The sequence below is a fragment of the Microvirga aerophila genome (assembly GCF_003332305.1).
Classification (GTDB): Bacteria; Pseudomonadota; Alphaproteobacteria; order Rhizobiales; family Beijerinckiaceae; genus Microvirga; species Microvirga aerophila.
Genome location: NZ_QOIO01000053.1, coordinates 1 through 20,149, shown reverse-complemented (window position 1 = coordinate 20,149; position 20,149 = coordinate 1). Strand labels below are relative to the sequence as shown.

The 20,149-nt window shown below is 59.5% G+C and carries 19 protein-coding genes; 7 read left to right on the top strand and 12 right to left on the bottom strand.

Translation table 11 applies throughout. From position 1 onward, the window contains the following. Window positions 1-6: 6 nt before the first annotated feature. A complete protein-coding gene (locus DRB19_RS23025) occupies window positions 7-1,500 on the bottom strand; it encodes an NAD(P)/FAD-dependent oxidoreductase (protein WP_114188384.1) in 1,494 nt (497 codons plus the stop codon). A gap of 865 nt (window positions 1,501-2,365) precedes the next feature. On the opposite strand from DRB19_RS23025, the gene DRB19_RS23020 reads away from it, so the two are divergent. Next, window positions 2,366-3,865 carry a UbiA family prenyltransferase gene (locus DRB19_RS23020; RefSeq protein ID WP_114188364.1) on the top strand — a complete coding sequence of 500 codons (1,500 nt, stop codon included), beginning with the start codon at window positions 2,366-2,368 and terminating at the stop codon, window positions 3,863-3,865. A 133-nt stretch (window positions 3,866-3,998) separates the two neighbouring features. On the opposite strand, the gene DRB19_RS23015 is transcribed toward DRB19_RS23020, so the two are convergent. The 6 genes from DRB19_RS23015 to DRB19_RS22990 all read right to left on the bottom strand — a co-directional run bounded on the left by DRB19_RS23015 (window position 3,999) and on the right by DRB19_RS22990 (window position 11,726). After that, the gene (locus DRB19_RS23015) at window positions 3,999-4,742 is read right to left on the bottom strand and encodes an SDR family oxidoreductase (RefSeq protein WP_114188363.1); all 744 of its coding nucleotides are present in this window, start codon (window positions 4,740-4,742) and stop codon (window positions 3,999-4,001) included. Further along, the gene (locus tag DRB19_RS23010) at window positions 4,742-6,076 is read right to left on the bottom strand and encodes an FAD-binding oxidoreductase (RefSeq protein WP_114188362.1); all 1,335 of its coding nucleotides are present in this window, start codon (window positions 6,074-6,076) and stop codon (window positions 4,742-4,744) included. The genes DRB19_RS23015 and DRB19_RS23010 overlap by 1 nt, the downstream gene beginning before the upstream one ends. Continuing rightward, the gene (locus DRB19_RS23005; protein WP_114188361.1) at window positions 6,073-6,471 is read right to left on the bottom strand and encodes a GtrA family protein; all 399 of its coding nucleotides are present in this window, start codon (window positions 6,469-6,471) and stop codon (window positions 6,073-6,075) included. The genes DRB19_RS23010 and DRB19_RS23005 overlap by 4 nt, the downstream gene beginning before the upstream one ends. Before the next feature lie 556 nt (window positions 6,472-7,027). Then, the gene (locus DRB19_RS23000; protein WP_147021926.1) at window positions 7,028-8,731 is read right to left on the bottom strand and encodes a hypothetical protein; all 1,704 of its coding nucleotides are present in this window, start codon (window positions 8,729-8,731) and stop codon (window positions 7,028-7,030) included. Window positions 8,732-8,777: 46 nt separating this feature from the next. Beyond that, on the bottom strand, window positions 8,778-10,361 hold the full coding sequence (locus tag DRB19_RS22995; protein WP_147021925.1) for a hypothetical protein: 1,584 nt from the start codon (window positions 10,359-10,361) through the stop codon (window positions 8,778-8,780). A gap of 132 nt (window positions 10,362-10,493) precedes the next feature. Next, a complete protein-coding gene (locus DRB19_RS22990) occupies window positions 10,494-11,726 on the bottom strand; it encodes a glycosyltransferase family 87 protein (protein WP_114188358.1) in 1,233 nt (410 codons plus the stop codon). Window positions 11,727-12,502: 776 nt separating this feature from the next. Between DRB19_RS22990 and DRB19_RS22985 the strand changes: the two genes are divergently transcribed. Both DRB19_RS22985 and DRB19_RS22980 read left to right on the top strand, forming a co-directional pair. Then, window positions 12,503-12,742: a type II toxin-antitoxin system VapB family antitoxin gene (locus DRB19_RS22985; RefSeq protein WP_114188357.1), complete on the top strand. Its 240-nt coding sequence runs from the start codon at window positions 12,503-12,505 to the stop codon at window positions 12,740-12,742. Then, window positions 12,742-13,137 (top strand): type II toxin-antitoxin system VapC family toxin, encoded by a 396-nt coding sequence (locus DRB19_RS22980; RefSeq protein ID WP_114188356.1) that lies wholly within the window; start codon window positions 12,742-12,744, stop codon window positions 13,135-13,137. Before DRB19_RS22985 ends, DRB19_RS22980 begins: the two co-directional genes overlap by 1 nt. Window positions 13,138-13,456: 319 nt before the next feature. Here DRB19_RS22980 and DRB19_RS22975 read toward each other — a convergent pair whose 3' ends face one another. The 5 genes from DRB19_RS22975 to DRB19_RS22960 form a co-directional block, all read right to left on the bottom strand. Then, complete coding sequence (locus tag DRB19_RS22975) at window positions 13,457-13,852, bottom strand: type II toxin-antitoxin system VapC family toxin (RefSeq protein ID WP_114188355.1); 396 nt, start codon at window positions 13,850-13,852, stop codon at window positions 13,457-13,459. After that, window positions 13,849-14,115 carry a type II toxin-antitoxin system Phd/YefM family antitoxin gene (locus tag DRB19_RS22970; RefSeq protein ID WP_114188354.1) on the bottom strand — a complete coding sequence of 89 codons (267 nt, stop codon included), beginning with the start codon at window positions 14,113-14,115 and terminating at the stop codon, window positions 13,849-13,851. The genes DRB19_RS22975 and DRB19_RS22970 overlap by 4 nt, the downstream gene beginning before the upstream one ends. Before the next feature lie 94 nt (window positions 14,116-14,209). Beyond that, entirely contained in the window at window positions 14,210-14,302 is a 93-nt protein-coding gene (locus tag DRB19_RS30820) for an SEC-C metal-binding domain-containing protein (RefSeq protein ID WP_245439754.1), read from the bottom strand. 82 nt (window positions 14,303-14,384) lie between these two features. Further along, complete coding sequence (locus DRB19_RS22965; RefSeq protein ID WP_210207513.1) at window positions 14,385-14,882, bottom strand: UPF0149 family protein; 498 nt, start codon at window positions 14,880-14,882, stop codon at window positions 14,385-14,387. Between the two features lie 204 nt (window positions 14,883-15,086). Next, window positions 15,087-15,578: an HNH endonuclease gene (locus DRB19_RS22960; RefSeq protein ID WP_114188353.1), complete on the bottom strand. Its 492-nt coding sequence runs from the start codon at window positions 15,576-15,578 to the stop codon at window positions 15,087-15,089. A gap of 54 nt (window positions 15,579-15,632) precedes the next feature. Here DRB19_RS22960 and DRB19_RS22955 point away from each other — a divergent pair, with 54 nt between their 5' ends. The 4 genes from DRB19_RS22955 to DRB19_RS31945 all read left to right on the top strand — a co-directional run. Further along, window positions 15,633-16,133, top strand: a complete 501-nt coding sequence (locus tag DRB19_RS22955; protein ID WP_114188352.1) for a hypothetical protein — start codon at window positions 15,633-15,635, stop codon at window positions 16,131-16,133. A 321-nt stretch (window positions 16,134-16,454) separates the two neighbouring features. Beyond that, the gene (locus DRB19_RS22950; protein WP_114188351.1) at window positions 16,455-17,723 is read left to right on the top strand and encodes a WcaI family glycosyltransferase; all 1,269 of its coding nucleotides are present in this window, start codon (window positions 16,455-16,457) and stop codon (window positions 17,721-17,723) included. 626 nt (window positions 17,724-18,349) lie between these two features. Next, complete coding sequence (fcl, locus tag DRB19_RS22945) at window positions 18,350-19,315, top strand: GDP-L-fucose synthase (protein ID WP_245439752.1); 966 nt, start codon at window positions 18,350-18,352, stop codon at window positions 19,313-19,315. A 384-nt stretch (window positions 19,316-19,699) separates the two neighbouring features. Then, the coding region (locus tag DRB19_RS31945) for an NUDIX domain-containing protein (RefSeq protein WP_162815819.1) at window positions 19,700-20,149 on the top strand (450 nt) is incomplete at its 3' end.

Below are 20,149 nucleotides of genomic sequence, written 5' to 3'. Positions count from 1 at the left end.
TCAGGGTTAGGCCGCTTTGCGCGGGACGAGCCGCTCGCTCCGGAGGGCCTCCTGAACGCCGGAGAGGCCAGCCTCTCCGTAATCTGCGTCTTCATTGACCTGCCACACGTCGTAGATTGCTTCACTGGCTTGAATGTTGAGGCTCGTCAACAAGCCCGTCATCATCGCATGGTCTTGGTTGTTGTACTTGTGCATGCCGTTGCGGCCCACAAGATGGAGCGTCGGGTAGTTGGTCGCCAGGTCAAGCCGGATCGCATCGACATGCTCCGCATAGGTGTCGTCGTAGACGGGGTAGGCCTTGGCCTGGCGCACGACACAGGCATCGGCGACATCCTCCGGCCGCATCAGACCAATTTTGGCAATTTCCTGCTTCGCCAATTCAACGAGGTCGCCATCCGGGGCGTCCCACACGCCGTCTCCCTCGAAACAGAAATACTCAAGGCCCAGGCACGTGGAGACCCCATCGGGGATCATTTCCGGTGACCAGGACCGGAAGTTCTGCACGCGCCCGACCTTCACCGAGGGGTCATGGATGTAGACCCAGTTATCGAGAAGCTCGGTTTGGGACCGCCCAATGAGAACGACCGTCAGGAAGTCCCGGTAGCGTAGGTCCCGCGCGTGGGAAAGGCTCTTTGGCACTGGTGAAACAGCACCCATGAGATCGCTGATGGGCGCTGAGGAGACCACGTGCCTTGCCGTGTACACCTCAGTGGTGCCATCGCCACGGCGCACGCCAATGGTCCAGAGCCGGGTATTGGCATCCCACGCCAGCTGATGGACCTTGCGGTCCATCAAGACCCGGCCACCAAAGTCTCTGATCTTGCGGGCCGCCGCTTCCCACATCATCCCGGGGCCGCGGCGGGGGTAACGAAACGACTCAATGAGGGTCTTGGCGACTGGACCTTTGCGCGTCTTGCGTCCAATCGATCTCAGCAGAGCGTCTTTGATGGCCGAGGCGAGATCCAGGCCCTTGATCCGCTGCGCGGCCCAATCCGACGAAATCTCGTCGCAGGACATGCCCCACACCTTTTCGGTGTAGGTCTTGAAAAAAATCGAGAACAGGCGCTCGCCGAACTGATTGCGCACCCACTCATGAAACGTGCGCGGGTTCTTGACCGGAAGAAGGCGGGCCAAGCCATAAGAGAGCATGCAGGCCGCGCTCTCAAGGATGCCGAGATTGCGCAACGCCTCAAAGGCTTTCAGCGGATAGCTGTAGAACTTATCGCGGTAGTAGATCCTGGACAGGCGTGGGCGCTCAATGAAGTCGTCGGGCAGGATCTCATCCCAGAGGTCGACAATCTCCTTGGATTTGGAGAAGAAGCGGTGGCCTCCGATGTCGAACAGAAATCCCTTGTAATTGACGGTCCGGCTGATGCCGCCCACATACACGGGGTCCTGTTCCACCACCAACACGTCCTGTTGGTTTTTGGCCAGGTTGTAGGCCGTGGTTAATCCCGCAGGTCCGGCGCCGATGACGAAGGTTTCAACAAAATGACTCACGCCGGCCCCATCCAAACAGCCATCCCGATCGCAGGGTAAATGCCCCAGGATCCGCCATGATGCTATTCAGCTTGATGGTCTAGGCCAGGCGCTGGCGATTTGCCTTACGCCAGTCATGAGGATGGCTCGAGAGGAGTTGAAGTCCGAGGTCAGGGTGGCTCAGCTGGCGACCGTTCTGTCGCTCATTATGAGCTTACTGTCGCTCGACCATCGCGCTACCTGTGCGACGAACCGCAAATACGCTAATCCGGTACTTCAACTGACCGGACAACGCCGCAGAAGACCAGGTTCCCGAGCTTGCAGCTTAAAGCAGAACCTGCTCGACCTCATGGTCTATGCCAGTTGGCCTAAGGCTAGGCGAAGCCATTTCTTCGCTCTGGAGCACGCTCCTGCTCAACATCGTCGCCTTGGCCATGCCAAAGGCGAATGCCCTGTCACGAGGCCTGTGAGCCGAGGGAACGGGCTACACCGCACTGACGCTCCACCCCCTCGCCGGTCGTTACCTCATCCTGCACCGCAAACCAACCGGGTGCATGTTGGTCCTGAGCGGACCGCTGTGCCCACAAGCGACGGCTTGTGATGGCCTTGTGACAAGACAACGTTGGACCAATCTCCCGACGGCCAGGCAGGGATCGCCCGGCACGTTGCCATTTGCTCGCCTGCAATGCTGACCTGCGGTGATGGGCAGCGTCTTTCGGCATGCAGGCCTCTCTGTTGTGGGCCTCTCCCGAGGATCATTAGCAACGCTCGATCATGGCCCAAGTCGAAACCGGAAATGACTGCATTAGAAATTGCTTGCGCCAGTAGTCGTAGATGATAATGATCGCGCGCAAGTCTGCCAAAGCAGCACGTTATTGATTGATGAATGGGGCATCTTGTGGTCGGATATGGGACGCTTGCCCGCGCGAGCACAGTAAAGCTTGATATCGACCCGTCGAATACAACCGCTGTCTCAGCCGTTCCGCTCATCGTCGATCTTGACCGAGCCTTGGTCCAGTCGGATCTCCTCTATGAGCTCCTGTTCGAGGCCGTCTCCGTCGGGCTCAAGCACAACCTTCAGGTTGCAAGACAGATCTGGACGGGCCGTGCAGCCCTCAAACAATACTTGGCCAGCGACTGCCATCTGGACTATGGGAGCCTGCCCTATGATGAGCAGGTCCTTAAGCTGATCCGAGACGCAAAAGCTCGAGGGCAGGACATCTATCTCGCGACCGCGTGCGACGAACATCACGCAAAAGCCATCGCAGAGCACCTAGGCTGCTTCGACGGGTATTTTGTCTCCATTGACCGCCGCACCCTCTCAGACCCCCACGAAGGGGACGCCCTGGTACAGGCCTTCGGCCGGAACGGATTTGACTACATCGGCCACGATGCTGCCGATCTGGCAATATGGTCCCGTGCTAGACAAGCCTACGCCGTGCGAGCCTCCTCATCTGTCCTGAGAAAGCTTGCCTCCATCCGGCCCGGCTTCAAGACGCTCGACCATAACTCGGTGTCCTGGAGAACCTGGGCGAAGGCGCTGAGGGTCCACCAGTATGCCAAGAATCTGCTGGTTTTTGTCCCGCTTGTAACCGCCCACGAATTTGCCGCCGCCTCCCTTTTGATGGCTGGCCTTGCTTTCATGGCGTTTTCCGCCTGCGCATCCGCCGTCTACATCTTGAATGATCTGATAGACCTTCGAGCCGATCGCGCCCATCCGACAAAGCGCCACCGCCCCTTCGCCCGTGGGCAAATCCCACTTGCCACCGGACTGAAGGTTGTCCCTGGGCTGCTGCTGGTTTCAGGCGGACTGGCATCTCTGGTGTCGGTTGAGTTCACCGCTGTTCTGATGGCCTATTTCAGCCTGACGACAGCGTACTCGCTCTATCTCAAGCGCAAGATCATGATCGATGTGGTCGTGCTGGCGATGCTTTACACCGTCAGGGTCGTCGCAGGCGCCGTCTCCATTGAGGTCCAAGTCTCCGAGTGGCTGTTCGCGTTCGCTTTGCTGATGTTCACCTCGCTTGCGCTCATCAAACGCTATGTCGAACTGTCAACCCGTCTGGATCAGGGCCTGCCCAATCCCTTAAACCGTGACTATAAGATCGGCGACCTCAATATTGTCGCAGCCCTTGCCGCAGCCGCGGGCATGAATGCCATCACGGTGCTTGCGCTTTATGTGTCATCGCCGAAGGTGGCCTCGCTGTACACGCACCCGGCGCTGCTCTGGCTCCTGTGCCCGGTCCTCGTGTACTGGCTTGGTCGCGCTCTGTTGCTGGCGCACAGACGGCTCATGGACGACGATCCGATCGTGTTTGCGATCCGTGACCGCAACAGCTGGGCCGCCGCCGCCATTTCAGCGGCATGCATTGTGGCAGCGATGTAAATCCGGGAGCTGGATCAGACAAAACCCATCGTCTGACAGCATCAGACAGCGATCGGCGCACGGCATCCAGTGCTTCTGCCGCAGAGCAAGGTCCGGAGCGCGGTCAACCACAGCAACAGGCTTGGTGCGCTGCTCAAATCCGCAAGCGTTTGAAAATTCGCTCCGGAATGCCGCAGATGATTGTCATGACCATCCACCAGATCCCGCGAACATAGACCACATCACGGCCCTTCAGCTCAGCTGCAGCGATGATGGCGCGGGCGACTTCATCTGGCTCGGCCGTGAGGACGAGCGGCAGCTTCATGCCTGCTGTCATCCGGGTTCGAACAAATCCGGGCTTCGTGGTCACCACTTTGATCCCAGCGGGTGCAAGTCTGTTTCGCAGTCCTGAAAGGAAGGCCGTGAAGCCCGCCTTCGCTGAGCCGTAGACGTAGTTGGACGCCCGCCCGCGGTCTCCGGCAACCGAGCTTACGCCCACCAAGGTGCCCGACCCGCGCGCGGCAAAGCGCTCGGCGAAGAGACCCAACAGCAGGGCGGGGCCCTCGAAATTTGTGCGTAGGACGAGGGTGGCGTGACTGAGATCAACCTGTGCCTGAGCCTGATCCCCCAGTTCCCCAACCACGCAGACCACCGTGTCGGGCAAAACAGGAAGGCTATCAACAAAGGCTGAAAAGCCAGTTGTTTCCAGGATATCCAACAGGTGCACGCTGACGTTGCCCTCAGCGCGTATCGCGATATCATCCGCATTGCGCCGCGCTGCATCCTCATTGCGGGCCGCGAGCAAAACCCTCCAGCCTGCCTGGGCATAGGCAAGAGCCGTGGCACGGCCGATGTCGGATGTGCCACCGACAATGAGAACGGATTTCTGTACTTGCATTAGATGTTGAGCCTTGCCGAGAGCTTGGAAACGAGGTGCCCGTCAGCACCAAGTGCACGTCGGAGATCCTGGAACCGAGCGAGGTGAGGATAGCCCGCCATAAACGTCTCAGGCGATTGCCGGGCGTCCTTGGCCAGATAAAGACGGCCCCCGGCCGCGACGACAATCTCATCGAGCTCGTTCAGGAGCTGGAGCACGTCCCTTGAGACAGGAAGATCAAGCGCGAGTGTGTAACCTTCCCTGGGGAAGGATAGAAGACCCGAACTGGGGCCCAGTTGCTTGAGAACAGCAAGAAAGGATCCTGTTCCAACACGCGTGATGCGCTCCAGGATTTCGCCAAGCGTGGAACGAGCGGCGCTGATCGGAATGACGCACTGATATTGGACGAAGCCCCGGCGGCCATAGATGCGGTTCCAGTCCCCAATGCCATCGAGCGGAAAGAAGTAGGGATCCCAGGGCACGAGGAAGGGGTATCCAGATGTTATCACACCAGCCCGAAAGTACAGCTCATTGAAGGCTGAGACTGAGACGCGGCCTAGCGCAAAAGGCGGGAGGTCGATTGGCACAGACACCCGCCCCCGCCGGGAAGAGGGAAAGAGCTCCGCTCCAGGGCGAAGGCTTTCCACATGGCGCACGCTTGCATGTTCGGCGGCGTAAATCAGAGAGCGTCCAAGTGACGGGCCTAGGGCAAGGCAGTCAATCCAGGCGACTGAGTACGACGCACTGGCAGAGGCGCTCAGGGCACTGATCGCTTCGTCAAGATTGCCGGCGACCACCGTGTGCTGACGCATCCAGCCCGTCTCTATGGGGCGTAAGCAAAACGTCGCTTCAACAATGACGCCGGTCAGGCCCATGCCCCCCACCGTTGCTTCAAAGAGCTCCGTGTTCCGGCTGCGCGAGCACACAACCGTCTCACCACTGGGCAGCGCAAGCGTCATCTCCTCCACATGGTTGCCAAAGCCACCCACGCGGTGATGGTTCTTGCCGTGAACGTCAGCCGCGATCATACCCCCGACGGTAACAAACTTGGTTCCCGGAACGACGGGTGGGAAGAAGCCGCGCGGCACGAAGACTGCGAGAATGTCCGCCAGTTGAACACCGGCCTCGACCGTAAGACGGCCGCTCACCGGATCGAATGACCGCATGCGGTTGAGCTGACAACTTCCGAGGGTCGTCTGATCACCGATTGCCGCATCACCATAGGCGCGACCACGGCCGCGGGCGATCAGGCCCGTGCGTTCTGCCAAAAGGGAGGGAATGGCTGCAGGCGTCCCCGCTGAGATGAGTTCGGTCTCATGGCGTGGGTAGCGTCCCCATCCGGATAATTCCGTCACGCGCCGCGCTCCCGGAAGACGAATTTCCGATCAAGCATGTACTTTGCTGCGTAGCCGACGGAGAGGCCGAGCACAGCACCGGTGTACTTCGCGGCAGTGGTCTGCCAGGCCGACCAGAAAGCCACCTCAAAGCCCCAGAAGATGAGGGTCGTCATCACACTGAATAACCCGTAGAGCGCAACTTTGCGAAGTTCATGATGGTGAGATGTATATCTGTCGTAGAAGATCCAATTTTTATCAAGGATATACTTTACAATGAAGCCAGTTGCTGTACCGGCCAAAATTGACACGGCCAGTGGCCTGATAGGGGATAGCCGGAATACAAACTCCTGCGTCACAAGATTTACGATTGTGGAGACAATGGCGAAGAGTACATAACGGACGAGGAGGCCCATGGGAGATTCTGATCTCGGTGCGTCACTGGATACAGATTGCTGGTGTGACTTAGCCGAGCATTGTCGAAAACGCTACCCGGAATGAGCGCGTCGCAACGGGCAGGAGCCCCTGTGATGTGTCTGCCTCAGCCGGCCGAATGTTCTTCAAAATCGGTGAGGCCACTGGGGCCTACCTCTCGAATGGGCTCGGGATAATGTACTATAGGGGACCATATATCCTGACGCGCGGATACGCAGACCCCGCCTGTTTCCCTCCGCTCCTGAAGCCAGCGCTGTTGTGTCAGGAGGAGGCGTGGTGTTGTACCTGCGGACGCAGGTCAGCCAATGGTAGAAGTCGCTTACAAAGCAGGCCCATTTACTTAATCGTGTTCAACAGCCTTGCCAAAGCAGCAAGACAGGGGCGTCAGGTTGTGCATATCATGATTGTTCATGGGGCGCTTGAACTCCTTGCCGTCGTAAGGCCTGCCGTTGATGTGTTTGGTGCCGCTTCGGCCTCAGCCGTTTTGATCAGTATGGAGCACGGCAGGATGGTGAGGGATGACAGCTTCATGAACTCCTACGGACCGTACCCGGGCTGCTGTTGCTTTACTGACTCATCCCATACAACGTAATCTTCTAGCCGGTGCGCCGGGTAGAGTTTCATCCACAATCCAGCCACGTCGTCGTGGATCCGTTTACGATGCGGGCTGTCGCGGCGCAGAGCTAGGCCATAGTTCAAGGCGCCAACGATGACTTGGTAGCGATCATGGAAGCGTGGCTCAGCCAGGATTTGTGCCCGCAGGCCCGTATAATGCAAGTGGGGGAGCCAGATCAGATCTGGTGCGCGCGCAAGAAGGTCGTCCAGGGAGAAGCCGTTACGGCTGATGCGAGTGTCATTGAGGCCCACGAGATCAATGAGGACGGTATTTGGAGCCACAGCGCCCAAGTAGCCGACCTCCGAAGCCGCAAGGCTTGCGCCTGCAGGGAGGTTGGTGACCACATCCTCGGCAAGTCTTGCGATAGCCTCAAACCAAGGCACAAGCGGCAGGGATGCGCTTGAGGTAATTGCGGGCGAGCGGACCGGCACCGGGTGCGGTCGGGTGAACTCGAGATAGGCAGGTTCAAGACGTACCCAGGCTATGCTTACGCCCATATGCACCGAGAGCAGTACCAGCAGCGCCTTCACAAATCGGAAGCGTCCTTCCGGCCCATCCCGCACCAGTACCGTCGCTGCAGAGAGCACGGCTGGAAGGACGAGGTAAGGCAGGAATGGAATGTAGTAGCGTCCGACAAACCCCATCACCTGCCGCACTGTACATAGATACAGCAATGTCGCCGCAATGGGGAGCAAGCAAGCCACAAGCAGGCGCCCCTGGCCGCGCGCTGCGCCTGCAATCAAGAGCGCGAGGAAGGGCAACCAACAAGGAGCGGCGGCAAGCATATAACGGAAGGGGTTTTCTTCGCTTTGAAACCCAACATAGCCGTTGACGGACTTCGCATAGAAGCCGAGCGGCAGGGGAGTGCCAAAGTACCAGCGACAGATCGTGAGATCGGCAGCAGTTAACAGCACAGGCAAACCGACAAGCCCAATCACGTCGCGCCTGCGCTCCTCCTTATTATTGAGCAACCAGACGAGGAATGGGACTCCCAGAGCGCAAAGAACATTATCCGGACGGGCGAGAACCGCAGCGAATGCAGCGAGCCCTATTGTAAAAGCGCGTCGAGTGCTGGGACAGACAAGGTATTCCAGGAGCACCAGCATCAGCACCACATTGGCTAGGAACGACAGCAGGGTATCCATGCCCGTGGTCAAGTGAAATGCGAAGGCAGGGTTCAGCGCGAGCGCCAGAACAGCGCATGCAGCTACAATGGTGCTCTGAGGTGACGGTTTCGCATGGCGCACTGCTGTAAAACCAAGGAGTGCCAAGCCAACAGTCCCTGTCACCCATGAGGCGATCTGGAGGGCCGCCCCCGCGTGTAGCGGGAGCCAGGTGAAGGGAAGAACGACAAAGACCCAGAGTTGACTTGTAAGCCCGTAGGTTGGGACACCGTCCGGATTCCAGGACAGGCCCAAGCCCTTCCTGAGATTTATCGCATATCTGTAAAACATGTAGGCGTCGTCAAAGCTCAACGAGCCAGACAAGGCGACGAGGAGCCACCCAGCCAAGACGATCGCGATCAGGATCATCAGGCTGATAGGCGTTATCCACGAAAGTCCAAAGGCAGGGGACGATCCATGAGTCGCGTGGGGCACAGTCCCGCTATTGCCGATTTTGATCACAGACAGAGTCCTTACTTTCCCTGGGAAGCACTTTTTCCCCATAGCTCTAATAAACCGCAGTCGGCCTAGTCGGGGGTCGCAGTGATGGATTTTCAGCAAGTGGTCGGTCTGGCCGAGTGAGCCTGAAGATCCGATAGCCATACGGGAGCTTCGGCTCCCGCATGAGGTCCAGTGTCCAACCGGCGTGACGCAGATCGTCGCCAAGTGAAGACCAGAATCCCTCCTTGTCATCCAGGATGATTGCATGCGTGGCCCCATGGCGTGCCGCAATCTGATGGACAGCCCTCCACCTGTCCCGTCCACCGGTCGAGGCTGTCCAACGAAGGTGGTCAGCAATGTTCTCGGGTGCTTTCAACCCTACGACATCGATCAGGCGTCGGCTGGTTGAGAAGGCCACATACCCGGCATCGTGCACGAGGACCCTTGCGTCGGCCGGAAGATTGGCGTTGACCCAAGCAGCAAGATCAGCGTGCTCTTTCACGGTGATGGTCCGGCCCTCTTGATGGGCCCTCCAGGCCATCGGGATCGAGACGGCCACCCAGCTCAATCCTGCTACCAGCAGCACTTTCGCAAGCTCTCGACGGTTGCTGCCGGACACGCAGCAGAGTGCCCAAATTGCAACGGGCAGGAGCACATAGGTATAGCGGAAATAATTATGATAAAGGCCGCCGGGAAAGCTTATTGTATAGGCGCCAACGAACGCTGCGGCAAACAACCAGATCGCGACGGCAAGGCCTCTGGGCTTCACACAGAGGATCGAGATCAGAACCGGTCCCAAGCCCTTCATCAGGGCGGTTCCTGAAATTAAGCCTTTGAACCAGAGAGGAAGACCGCCTTCTGCGAAAAAGACCTGCTTTGCGCGTGCTGTGCTTGGAATAATCTCATTTGTCTCCACCCACGACCAGACCAACCACGGCAGTGCGGCAGCCAGCACAAGCGCCACGTCCGACGCGATCTCGAACATGCGTTGGGATCTCACACGAGGAGCGCGCCACCGTATCCAACTTTGCCGCGCCATCAAAGCAAGAGAGAGTGCCCCGAGCTCAGGCCGTAAGAACGGAAGGAGCCCGCACAAAACGGCCAGGAGCCGGCTCGGGTGCGGGGATGTTGCGAGCACAAGTGTCCAAGTGACTGCAGCGAGCACGCCACCTGTTTCGAGGCCATTGAATAGGTGATGTGCCGTATAGCCGGTCATCAGCGCGATTACGACAACGAGGCTCGTGACCTGGATCGAGAGTCCATGTCGGAAGGCAAGGGCCGCGGCGCCCTGTGCATAGGCGCCAAACCCAACCGTCGCGACCAAAAAACTCGCGAGAGCCGCCGGCGCGAGGCTCATGAAGCCAGTGACGGCCGCTAGATGAATGAGGCTTGTTGCACCGGAAAGGGCGGAGACATTGTAATTGACATCGGAGCCCGACCTTAAAACTTGGGCGTTATGTAGCGTGATGTAAGCGTCATCGAGCGGGAAGACGAACGGCGCCTCGAACCACCACAACAGGCCTGAAAGGATGACCGTCAAGCCAGCGAGCAGGAAGTGAAAACGGATCCGGTTTCGGACGGGCAGGCAGATCTGTCCCGACGCAGGCTGGTCACAGTCACAGCTCTCTTCGCCGACGACGGAGGCCTTCATGGAACTGATCCCCTTGATCGGCAGGTCATGACAGCTGTGCACGCCTGTCATTGGGCGGTGGGAGCCTCAAGGCCCGTGCCGACTGTGCCGGCCGGCACAGTCGGCACGGGCTGACGCATGCCTCCGATGGTTTCAAGTGGCGGGTAGGCTCTCACGATGACGTCCCAGAATGCGCCACATCAGGGCTAAAAGCACGACAAGAGCGGGACCTGCAACCGACACCGGCATGTCGTCACCAAGCGTAACGTCCGGGCCAAACTGCACTTGCAGCCGAAATGACTGCGCTAACCCAACCAAGCCGATAAGAACGCTCATCACATATATGGCAGTCAGCTCCACTTTGCTTCCCAGCCTTTCAAGGTCAGGCAGCAACAGGGCCAGGCCAATTCCATAAATCGGAAGATCATAGTCATAAGCATATGGACTGATCAGCAGGGATGCCACTGCAGCAAGGCCGAGCGATTGCCTTAGCCCAAGGCCACGACGGCTGGCAAAACCTATCATCATAAGAGCAACGATGGCGACAAGGACCTGCACGGTAATCGCAATTGGAGCTGGGACGCCGACTGTGTAGAGAGCGGCGTAGACCGAAATCATCCGATAGAGCGGATACATTCCGTGTTCGAGAAAAACGCGGGCCTCTTTGACCCCGTCGAGAAACGCAGCCCAGATCCCGGGACCGAGCAGGAGAGTTGCCAAAAGTGAAGTTGCAGCAACGGTTCCAGCAGCCACCAACGCAGTAATCCAGCGACGGGCAATGAGCGTATACACTGCGAAGGTTACGGCAAGGTGAGGCTTGATAATCATCAGGCCAAGCGGCAGTCCAGCAAGCGCCTTGTGTCTTTGAAAGCCAAGGCAGGTGAGGCCGATGAGGGTTCCGGTGAGAAACCCATTCTGTCCGCACGCGACCGTAACGATAATCGCGGGAAAAAGGACCAGCAGGAGACGCTGGAAATGATCGCCAGCGATCCGTTTCAGTATCACCAAATAAGCGACAAGGGTTCCGGCAGTGAAGCAGCTATAGGCCAGTCCCAATGGCAGAAAGGCGAGGGGGGCAACCAGCAAGTTAAACTGCGGTGGGTATGTCCAAGGCATGAAGGATTGCTTGCCTCCAAAAGCCTCCTGTGCCTGGCTCATCGTAGCGAAGGAGTACGCCTGCTCGATTTCGCCGCGCCACACCATCTCAGCAACAATATAAAAAGTATCAAAGTCGACGATTTCTCGAGGATGCAAAGCTCCGCCAAGGTCCCAGAACCACACGGTTTTCATGGCCAGAACGGCTGCAAGAAGGAGGAGAATGGTTCGGGTATATCGATTGCTTCTTGATGGGGAGGACTGCGATGGTTCGAGGGTTTTTGCGATCATAACGATGGTATCACTGTCAAATGCTAGCTCGCAGCCGGGTCAATCTAGCCTTCAATACGGTGTGGGGCTTGATCAAAGTCTGTAGCACAGGTGAAGTTCGGGCCACAGATTTGAGAACTCATCCGCGCATCCGTTGCTCAAGCACCGGTGCCACCGAAACAAGCGGCCACGGGTACCCCATGCGAAGTTCCGCACTGCAGCGGTAGTTTAGGATCTTACCCATGTGGCGCAAAGGAGAATATGCTCGACTTCATAGCCTAAGCCGCTTGGCCTAAGCGGGCCCACCACGGGTTCCACGGCAACATTCCTGCGGCAGTTGACCCAGGAGGGATGATCCTCTCTCCTGTCTGTCGCATTGTACACTGCCGAGGAGACCGCACCTCATGTTGCCGCCAACCAGCTCACGTCCCATCAGCAGACGTCTCGCACGTCCTGCAGGTCAATTCGAAGAAGCGAAGCCTCCGATCGGGAGAAGCACAGGTAATCTCACCACACCAGATCTCAAACAGAGCCAATGCCCCTAGGAGCACCGATCCCATCCCTTGGAGGGTACGGTGACATCTCCGCATGATGCCCTCGAACAAGGGCTTAGGATCCCGCGATCGAGGCAGCAGATGACAGAAGTAGAATGAGCTTGGCGCTGTCACGACCCATCTATTGCCACACCGCCAGGGCGGCTCATCTCAAGCACGGGAATGGGCCCAAGGCCGCACTTGTTCTGGCATGAATATTCGGATATTTAGTTCTAGATATCCAGATATCTTCTGCGAGTTTGCATGCCGCTGTACATCAAAGACGATGTAACGGCCGCCCTGGTTGCCCGACTGGCCAAGCTTCGCGGCTTGACCAAGCAAGATGCCGTTCGCCTGGCGGTGCAGGCCGAGCTGGATCGGGCCCAAGAGGCAATTCCGCTCCGGACGCGCGTGCAAGCGCTCCGGGCGGCCTATCCGCTCCCGGCCCCGATGGATCAGACGGCAGACAAAGACTTCTTCGATGATCTGTCTGGGGGACTGTGATGATCTTCGTGGATGCGTCCGCCCTCATTGCGATCATTGCCGGTGAGCCAGATGCCGACACGCTGGTGGACCTGCTTGAGACAGAACTGCGGCGGCTGTGCTCTGCGCTCTTAGTTTGGGAAACCGTTGCCGGGCTGTGTCACAGCCACACCTTCTCGGTTCCAGCCGCTCGCGACCACGTTGAGCGCTTCCTCAATGTCCTCGGATGCGAGTGGATTTCCATCGGGGAGCGGGAATACCAAATCGTGCTCGATGCCTATGCCCACTATGGCAAGGGACGACATCCTGCGGAGCTCAACATGGGGAACTGCTTCGCCTGCGCCAAGAGCAACAAGGCCAAGCTCCTGTTCAAAGGGGATGATTTCACCAAAACTGACCTTGCCCGCTTCGCTTAATGGACGATACAGGTGCCGGCTGACAGGTCCAAAGGCCACCCATCCAACCTCATCCTCCGCAGGCTCTCCCGTAGGATCCATCACCCAATCCGCTGCCTGAAGCTGTCGTCTCACACACCATTGAGCGCCGGCTCGACAGTCTCCGGATCGTGTTCGATCACCTTGAGATAGGCGAGGGTGACGGTATCTGGCGTGAACCGGCCCTGGGACGATGCGTATTCTCGGCCTCATGCCGCCGCCGGTGTGGTCCGCTGAGCTGGATTAACTCGACATCCAGCCCGGCGCTCCGCTGATCTTCCCTGCGTGGGCGTGTTTGCTGTCAAGGACTGCTATCGGTGCAGGTGACGTAGGCCACCGGGTAAGCCGAAACGTGCTGATCCTCCGACAGGAGGGTGAGGTCCCCAGCGATGGCTTGGGCCATCAGCAGGTGATCGAACGGATCCCGATGGTGCATCGGGAGGCGGACGAGGTCCTTCAGGTGCTCAGGGCGGATGTCAAGCATCTCGAAGCCTTGAGCGTCAATGGCAGCAACGATGTCGCCGATATTGGCCTCGAGTTTTCCAACGCGCACCTTCACCACGATCTCCCACAACGAGGCGGTGCTGACCAGGATGTCGTTCGCAGGGTCGGCGATAAGATCCTGGGCCTTGCGCTCGATCCGAGGATCACCAACAAGCCACCAGAGAAGAGCGTGGGTATCGAGCAGGATCCTCAATCCCCATTCCCTTCCATGGCAGACAGGACGTCGTCAGGAAGCACGTCGAAGTCCTCCTGCATGCGGATCTTGCCCTTCAACATGCCTGGGACCCGACGGGAGCGCTCAATACCCGAAGGCGCCCGGATCTCCGCGATGACCTCGTTGCGCGACATGACGAGGACTGAGGTCCCCTGACGGGCCTGCCGGAGCAATCCGCTGAGGTTCGCCCTCAACTCGCGGACCCCGACCCGAACCTGCTTATCCCTCTGAGGTTGAACCATGGCTGGGCTCCTTGTGTACCCTTATGTGTACACAGCTGTTGTGGTAGGAGCAAGTCCGCCTATTCAGATCTTCGTCTCTACACTGTGCTTCCAGTCAGTTGAGACCACAGCACTTCTTGTATTTTTTGCCGGAGCCGCACGGGCAGGGATCGTTGCGCCCCACCTTGCCGAAGGTTGGCGCGGGCATGGCAGAGAGGCGGGCACGATGCTGACCCACTCTCCAGGCGTGGAGGGTCTCGACCCAGGCCGGAATGAGATCAGGCGCCTCTTCAGTAAGCGCCTGACCCTCTTGCTCCGTCAGAGTGCTTTCGTCCTGGGCGAGATCGATGAGCATGACCAGCCCCGCTCAGCGCCACGCGGGCCGCCTCACAGCCCCGGAGAATGGCCGCCCAACTGTCCGAGCGGAGCTGCATCGCGGCTTCGAATCCTTCGATCCAGAGTTCCCAGAGGACCTCGTCATGGCGCGTATCGACCTCGAACACCGGCGCATAGCGGCCCGCCTGCAGATCATGGGCTGTGACGTTGTAGTGCTCCATCACCAGCTTCACGAGTTGCTCGGCCTGTTGGGCGTTCTCAAACACCGGAGCCTCGTCCTCATCGGTGCCCCACACCAGCGGCAGCCATTCGCTCGGCAGGATCAGATCAGGGCAGACAAGGATCCCCGCCACAAAGCCATCGAGCTCACTGACCAGCATCGTGTCGCTGTCGGCAGGTAAGCTGGCCAGCTTCGTTTCGAGCAGCGTCAGACGGCGGGGAATGGTCGGCATGGCTTCAAGCTCCAAAGCATTAGGTCACGAACCCGGCTGATCGGATGATCCGCGACCCGAGCCAGAGCCTCGTGCAGCCAGACCTCCCGATCAAGACCGCTGAATGCCGCCCTTGGCTCTGGCGAAAGCGCAAACCAATCTCACAAGCCCGATTGGCCGACTGGAATCGGTGGATGAGGCCGGCGGTTCCGTCGAACGGTGGCCTCAGCCTGCTTGGGATGGTTGTCCTGAGATCGGAAGAAGCGCGTTCTCTGGACGTCTGCTGTTGATCGAAGCAACAAGAGGCGCCGTGTCACCAGGTTGAGGAACGGTGCCCGCTCTTTGGCGTTGCCCCATGCTGATCTCCAGTCCCACACAAGCAGAACTGGTCTTTCCAAAGGGCAGGGGCCTCCTGGGTTCGTCAGCTCCGATATGCTGGATCTTCTGTCGCTTGGCCTGCGCCGCCCGACGATGATCATCTCGGGTTTTGACCGAGGCGCAGGCCTCGTGCGCGGGACCCATGTTCTCCAGATCGTCCAGACCGCCGAGTTCAAGTGCTCTGATGTGCTCAACAATCCAGCGCTCGCGCGCACCATCAATCGTTCGGTCGCATAGCACGCAAACACCGCCTGTTTTCTCCCACGCCTGCAACCGCCGGTGCGGTGTCAGTTTGCGGCGAGGTGTTGTCCTGACGTCATCAACCTGAACAAACGACATGGGGAGCCTCCCCCACTCGTTCCAGCGTCATCCCTGCCGGAGTTGGTGCCGGATATGGCCGATCTGGCCCGGAGAATGGCCGGAGACGCGGCGGACACACCCTCCGCCTTTCGGACGGCTCTGCGCGTCGTGGAAGCGGCGGTCGATGTTAACCGCGCCTGCTGGGCGCGGCTTGAGCTTCTCGAGAGAGTGGTCGGAGACACGGAGTTTCACGAGCCGCCCCAGGTGGACGAGCCCCTGCCGGCGCGCCCTCCGCGGGTGCGTTTTTCACTGGCGGCCGATACCTGGGACTATCGGGATTGCAAAGGTGAGCCGATGTGGGAGGCTGAAGACACCTCGCTGATGCAAGAACTGGCCTGGGGCATGAAAGTCGATCGCATCCGATTTGCCCGCGCCGAGGCCCGCCAGCGCATGCGGCAACGCGCCTCTGCCTGGAAGCGCCTTGATCGGCGCGATCGCTATGAACGCCGCGCCATGTCGCGGCGCAACACGGCCATTAAGTCCTTCGATGCGGCCTGGGCTACGACACTCAGCGCCGGGAATACACTACCGTAAGCAGCGAGCACCGGCGTGAAGATTTGGAGGCAGCGGGCCGCTGCCCGGATTCCACAGAACGAACACAGAGCAGGGCGCGATAGCATCAGTTACAAGCGACATTGCCCGGAGCCTGCCAAGGTTAGCCATCCATCCGACAATGACGCCTCCTGACCTTGGCTGGAGCACCTGAATGCAACCCGAATGTTCTGACTGGCTCCACCCATCAGGATGCTAGGACAAAAATATCACATTCCGGCTTTTGTTCTTTACCCCTATTGTGCAGCATACCTACCCCGGTTAGGACGTAAGAATTGCATATTATAATCCTTAATCGGTAGCATGCGCCTCCTCATCCAGACCCTGAATTACGCCCCGGACGAAATCGGGATCCCAAAATACTCGACCGAAATGGCGGAGTGGTTCGCCCGGCAGGGGTGGGAGGTGCGGGCTGTGACAGCCCCGCCGTATTATCCGCAGTGGCGGGTGGGGCAAGGCTACAAAGGCTGGGCCTACGCGCGCGAGACGCGCAACGACGTTTCGCTCCTCCGCTGCCCGCTTTATGTGCCCGCCCACCCCAGCGGCCCCAAACGTCTGGTGCACCTGGCCAGCTTCGCTGCGACAAGCGCACCGGCTGTCCTGGCCGAGGCGGTACGCTTTCAACCCGATGCCGTTCTTGCCGTAGCGCCCAACCTCATGGCGGCCCCTGCCGCGGCCCTGGCGGCGAAACTGACCGGCGCCGCCTCCATCCTCCACGTCCAGGATTTTGAGCTCGACATCGCGTTGCGCATGGGCCTGATGAAGGGCAAAGGCGCAGCCGGCCTGCTCGCGGCCGTCGAGCGATCAATCATGCGCGGCTTTGATCGCGTGAGCGCCCCCGCGCCAGCCATGGTGGCGCGGTTGATGGACAAGGGCGTGGCGCCGGAGCGCGCCTTCCTGTTCCGCAACTGGTGTGACACGGATGTCATCAACCCAGATCGGGACGCCTCGTCCTATCGCCAGGAGTGGGGCGTCGGCGAGGACGACATCGTCCTTCTGTATTCAGGCAATCTGTCCGAGAAGCAGGGCGTGTTGAGCCTGGTCGAGGCCGCCCGGCATCTGGCCGACAAACCCAACATTCATTTCGTCATCTGCGGGGCAGGACCAGCCAAGAAAAAACTCGCACAAGCCGCGCAGGGGTTGAGCAATGTGCGCCTCCTGCCGCTCCAACCCATCGAGCGCCTCCCGGAACTGCTCTGTGCGGCCGATATCCACCTGCTGCCGCAGGTTCCCGCGGCGGCCGACCTTGTCCTGCCGTCAAAACTCTCCGGGATGCTTGCGTCGGGACGGCCGGTGATTGCGACCGTGGCTCCTGGAAGCGGCATCGCCCAGGAGATCGATGACGGCGGCCTCCTCGTTGCACCTGGCGACGTCACTGCTCTGTGCCAAGCGATCGTGGATCTCTCTGCTGACCGGGCGAGGTGCGCAATCATGCGGCGCAATGCGCGTCAGCGGGCTGAGACCAACTGGGCCAAGGATGCAATCCTTTCCGGCTTCGAGGCGCGTGTGAAAGAGGCTATCCGCGCCAAGCAGGCCACTAAGCAGAGCAAGCCCGCCGAGGTATCATCATAGGTGAGGCGAAGCTCGGGCAGAGCCACACGACGACGTTCAGGCCGCACATCGAAGACATGCTGCAGGCCGGTCTCGAGTTCTTCTGCCGGAGCCGCGCCAACGACGGCCGTGATAGCGCGGCTGCCGCTCGCCTGAATGCCGCGGAGTCACGCGCGACTCGGGTCAATGTGGGCTCGCGCCGTTGCTCCGACTTGACCTGCTAACACAGCCGGGAGCGAGGTCGTGTTAACAGAGGGGAATACCCTGAGATTCAACCAGACCCTCGCGGATGTCCGCTGCGTTCCCGCGCTCCAGGTTCGCATAGACCGTCCTTCTGCACTGGTTCGTTCAAGTTGAGCGCGTCGGTGAACTCGTGTTTACGACGCCGCCATTCGCGGCAGACGCGCGATGATCACTCCACCTGATGCTGGCTATCGCCAGGGCGCGTCCCGGCATGGAGCAGACATGCATCGTTATGCCGCTCTTTGGACAATCGAGTTGCTTGCGAATGGTTTGTGCTGTAGCGATTCTAACGAACGAATAAACTGATTACTTGCCGTCCACCACCTCAGGGAATGACCTTTACCTGTGTGGTTGTTGACGAAGCAAACGGAGCGGTCTCAGTGCCGCCGTACGGGGCAGATCTAATGACGCATCATGCGAATTTTTCGCTTCAAGGTAAGCGCGTGTTTGTTGCGGGACACCGCGGCATGGTCGGATCCGCATTGGTGCGGCGCTTGGAGCGCGAGAGCTGCGAGATCCTCGTGGCCGATCGCCAGACCGCGGACCTGACTCGGCAGGCTGACGTCGAGCGCTGGATGGATAAGAACCGTCCGCAGGCCGTCATCGTTGCCGCCGCCAAAGTGGGTGGCATTCTGGCCAACAGCACGTATCCGGTTGACTTCCTGCACAACAACCTCCTGATCTCCAACAACGTGATCGGCGCGGCCCATGACGTCGGTGTCGAAAAGTTGCTGTTTCTCGGCTCGTCGTGCATCTACCCGAAATTCGCCCAGCAACCGATCAAAGAGGATGAGCTCCTGACCGGCCAACTGGAGCCCACCAACGAGTGGTACGCGGTGGCCAAGATCGCCGGCATCAAGCTGTGTCAGGCCTATCGGCGCCAGTACGGACGCGACTTTATCTCCGCAATGCCGACGAACCTGTACGGGCCTGGCGACAATTACGACTTAGCCAGCTCGCACGTTATCCCGGCCCTCCTGCGCAAAGCGCACGAGGCGAAGGTGCAGGGCAGCCCTGAGATGGTCCTGTGGGGCACCGGCTCGCCCCTGCGCGAGTTCCTGCATGTTGATGACTGCGCTGATGCGATGGTACACTTGCTGAAGACCTATTCGGGCGACGAGCATGTCAACGTGGGCTACGGATCCGATGTGTCCATCCGCGGGGTTGCCGAGATCATCGCGCGCATCGTCGGGTTCAAGGGCACCCTTGGTTTTGACACCAGCAAGCCGGATGGCACGCCCCGCAAGCTTCTCGACACCTCGAAGCTCGCTGAACTCGGGTGGCGGCCGTCCATCACTCTTGAGGACGGGCTCAAGGACGCTTACGAGTGGTTCTTGCGGCACGCCGATCAGCGGAAAGCGGCTGCGTAAAGCCGGCAAGGGGACAGGCCGCTGGCCAGCCCCAAAGGCACGGTTGCGGCCCCGGCGCATCAAGCACACCGGGGCTCGACGCCTCAGTCGGCGCACCACAATGGCTTCAATCCCTGGAAACGTTGCGCACTAGTTTTTCGATCGAAGCTCCTCAGTCTCGCTCACTTCGGGCGTGCGCTCCGTTTAGGTCGGCAAAGGCACAGGGAACAATAGCGTCTCGGCGCCGACACCGATGCTTCGAGCCAGCGAAGCTTTCTCCCATGGCATAGACTGTTAAGCGGTCCCACCATGTCGTCTGTGACCGACGGGTGATGCTTCGGGCCGATGGTTGCGTGACGCCATCAGGCGTGGACGTCGCCCGTTCGATGTTCTTGAGTACCCGGATTGGGTGCATGCTGTGGCGATCGACGTCGACGATCATGTCGTTTCCATTCGCCAGTACTGGCATGGCTTTGGTGGTCGATTCTCACCTTGCCGAGCCGGGGCATGGATGCCGGCGATGGCAACCCCGTCGCGACCGCCAACCGCGAGTTGGCGGAAGAGACCGACTATACATCGGGATCTGGCCGCCTCCAGGCCAGCCTTTCACCAATTCGAGGCACCACCCACACCAACCGACGGCATGTTATTCTTGCACAATACGCTCAACGGACCCAGGAGCCTCTCCTAGAGCCTGACGAATCAACCATCGTTGTCCGGATGCCCGTCGATGAAGCCATCCAGATCGCCCTCAGAGGAGGCATGGTTCACGCGCAGCGGCCGTCCGACGCTGATATAGGTGAAGCCTCTGCGCTGCATGTCGCTGGCGCGGTAGATGTTGCGCAGGTCCACCAC

What these genes read in the sequence shown, in the direction of transcription:
- DRB19_RS22955 (WP_114188352.1), top strand. Translation starts at nt 15,633, where the DNA reads ATGGCCGATCTGGCCCGGAGAATGGCCGGAGACGCGGCGGACACACCC.
- DRB19_RS22985 (WP_114188357.1), top strand. Translation starts at nt 12,503, where the DNA reads ATGCCGCTGTACATCAAAGACGATGTAACGGCCGCCCTGGTTGCCCGA.
- DRB19_RS23005 (WP_114188361.1), bottom strand. Translation starts at nt 6,471, where the DNA reads ATGGGCCTCCTCGTCCGTTATGTACTCTTCGCCATTGTCTCCACAATC.
- DRB19_RS22950 (WP_114188351.1), top strand. Translation starts at nt 16,455, where the DNA reads ATGCGCCTCCTCATCCAGACCCTGAATTACGCCCCGGACGAAATCGGG.
- DRB19_RS22965 (WP_210207513.1), bottom strand. Translation starts at nt 14,882, where the DNA reads ATGCCGACCATTCCCCGCCGTCTGACGCTGCTCGAAACGAAGCTGGCC.
- DRB19_RS22970 (WP_114188354.1), bottom strand. Translation starts at nt 14,115, where the DNA reads ATGGTTCAACCTCAGAGGGATAAGCAGGTTCGGGTCGGGGTCCGCGAG.
- DRB19_RS23020 (WP_114188364.1), top strand. Translation starts at nt 2,366, where the DNA reads ATGGGGCATCTTGTGGTCGGATATGGGACGCTTGCCCGCGCGAGCACA.
- DRB19_RS22980 (WP_114188356.1), top strand. Translation starts at nt 12,742, where the DNA reads ATGATCTTCGTGGATGCGTCCGCCCTCATTGCGATCATTGCCGGTGAG.
- DRB19_RS22990 (WP_114188358.1), bottom strand. Translation starts at nt 11,726, where the DNA reads ATGATCGCAAAAACCCTCGAACCATCGCAGTCCTCCCCATCAAGAAGC.
- DRB19_RS30820 (WP_245439754.1), bottom strand. Translation starts at nt 14,302, where the DNA reads ATGCCCGCGCCAACCTTCGGCAAGGTGGGGCGCAACGATCCCTGCCCG.
- DRB19_RS23015 (WP_114188363.1), bottom strand. Translation starts at nt 4,742, where the DNA reads ATGCAAGTACAGAAATCCGTTCTCATTGTCGGTGGCACATCCGACATC.
- DRB19_RS22960 (WP_114188353.1), bottom strand. Translation starts at nt 15,578, where the DNA reads ATGTCGTTTGTTCAGGTTGATGACGTCAGGACAACACCTCGCCGCAAA.
- DRB19_RS22995 (WP_147021925.1), bottom strand. Translation starts at nt 10,361, where the DNA reads ATGAAGGCCTCCGTCGTCGGCGAAGAGAGCTGTGACTGTGACCAGCCT.
- fcl (WP_245439752.1), top strand. Translation starts at nt 18,350, where the DNA reads ATGACGCATCATGCGAATTTTTCGCTTCAAGGTAAGCGCGTGTTTGTT.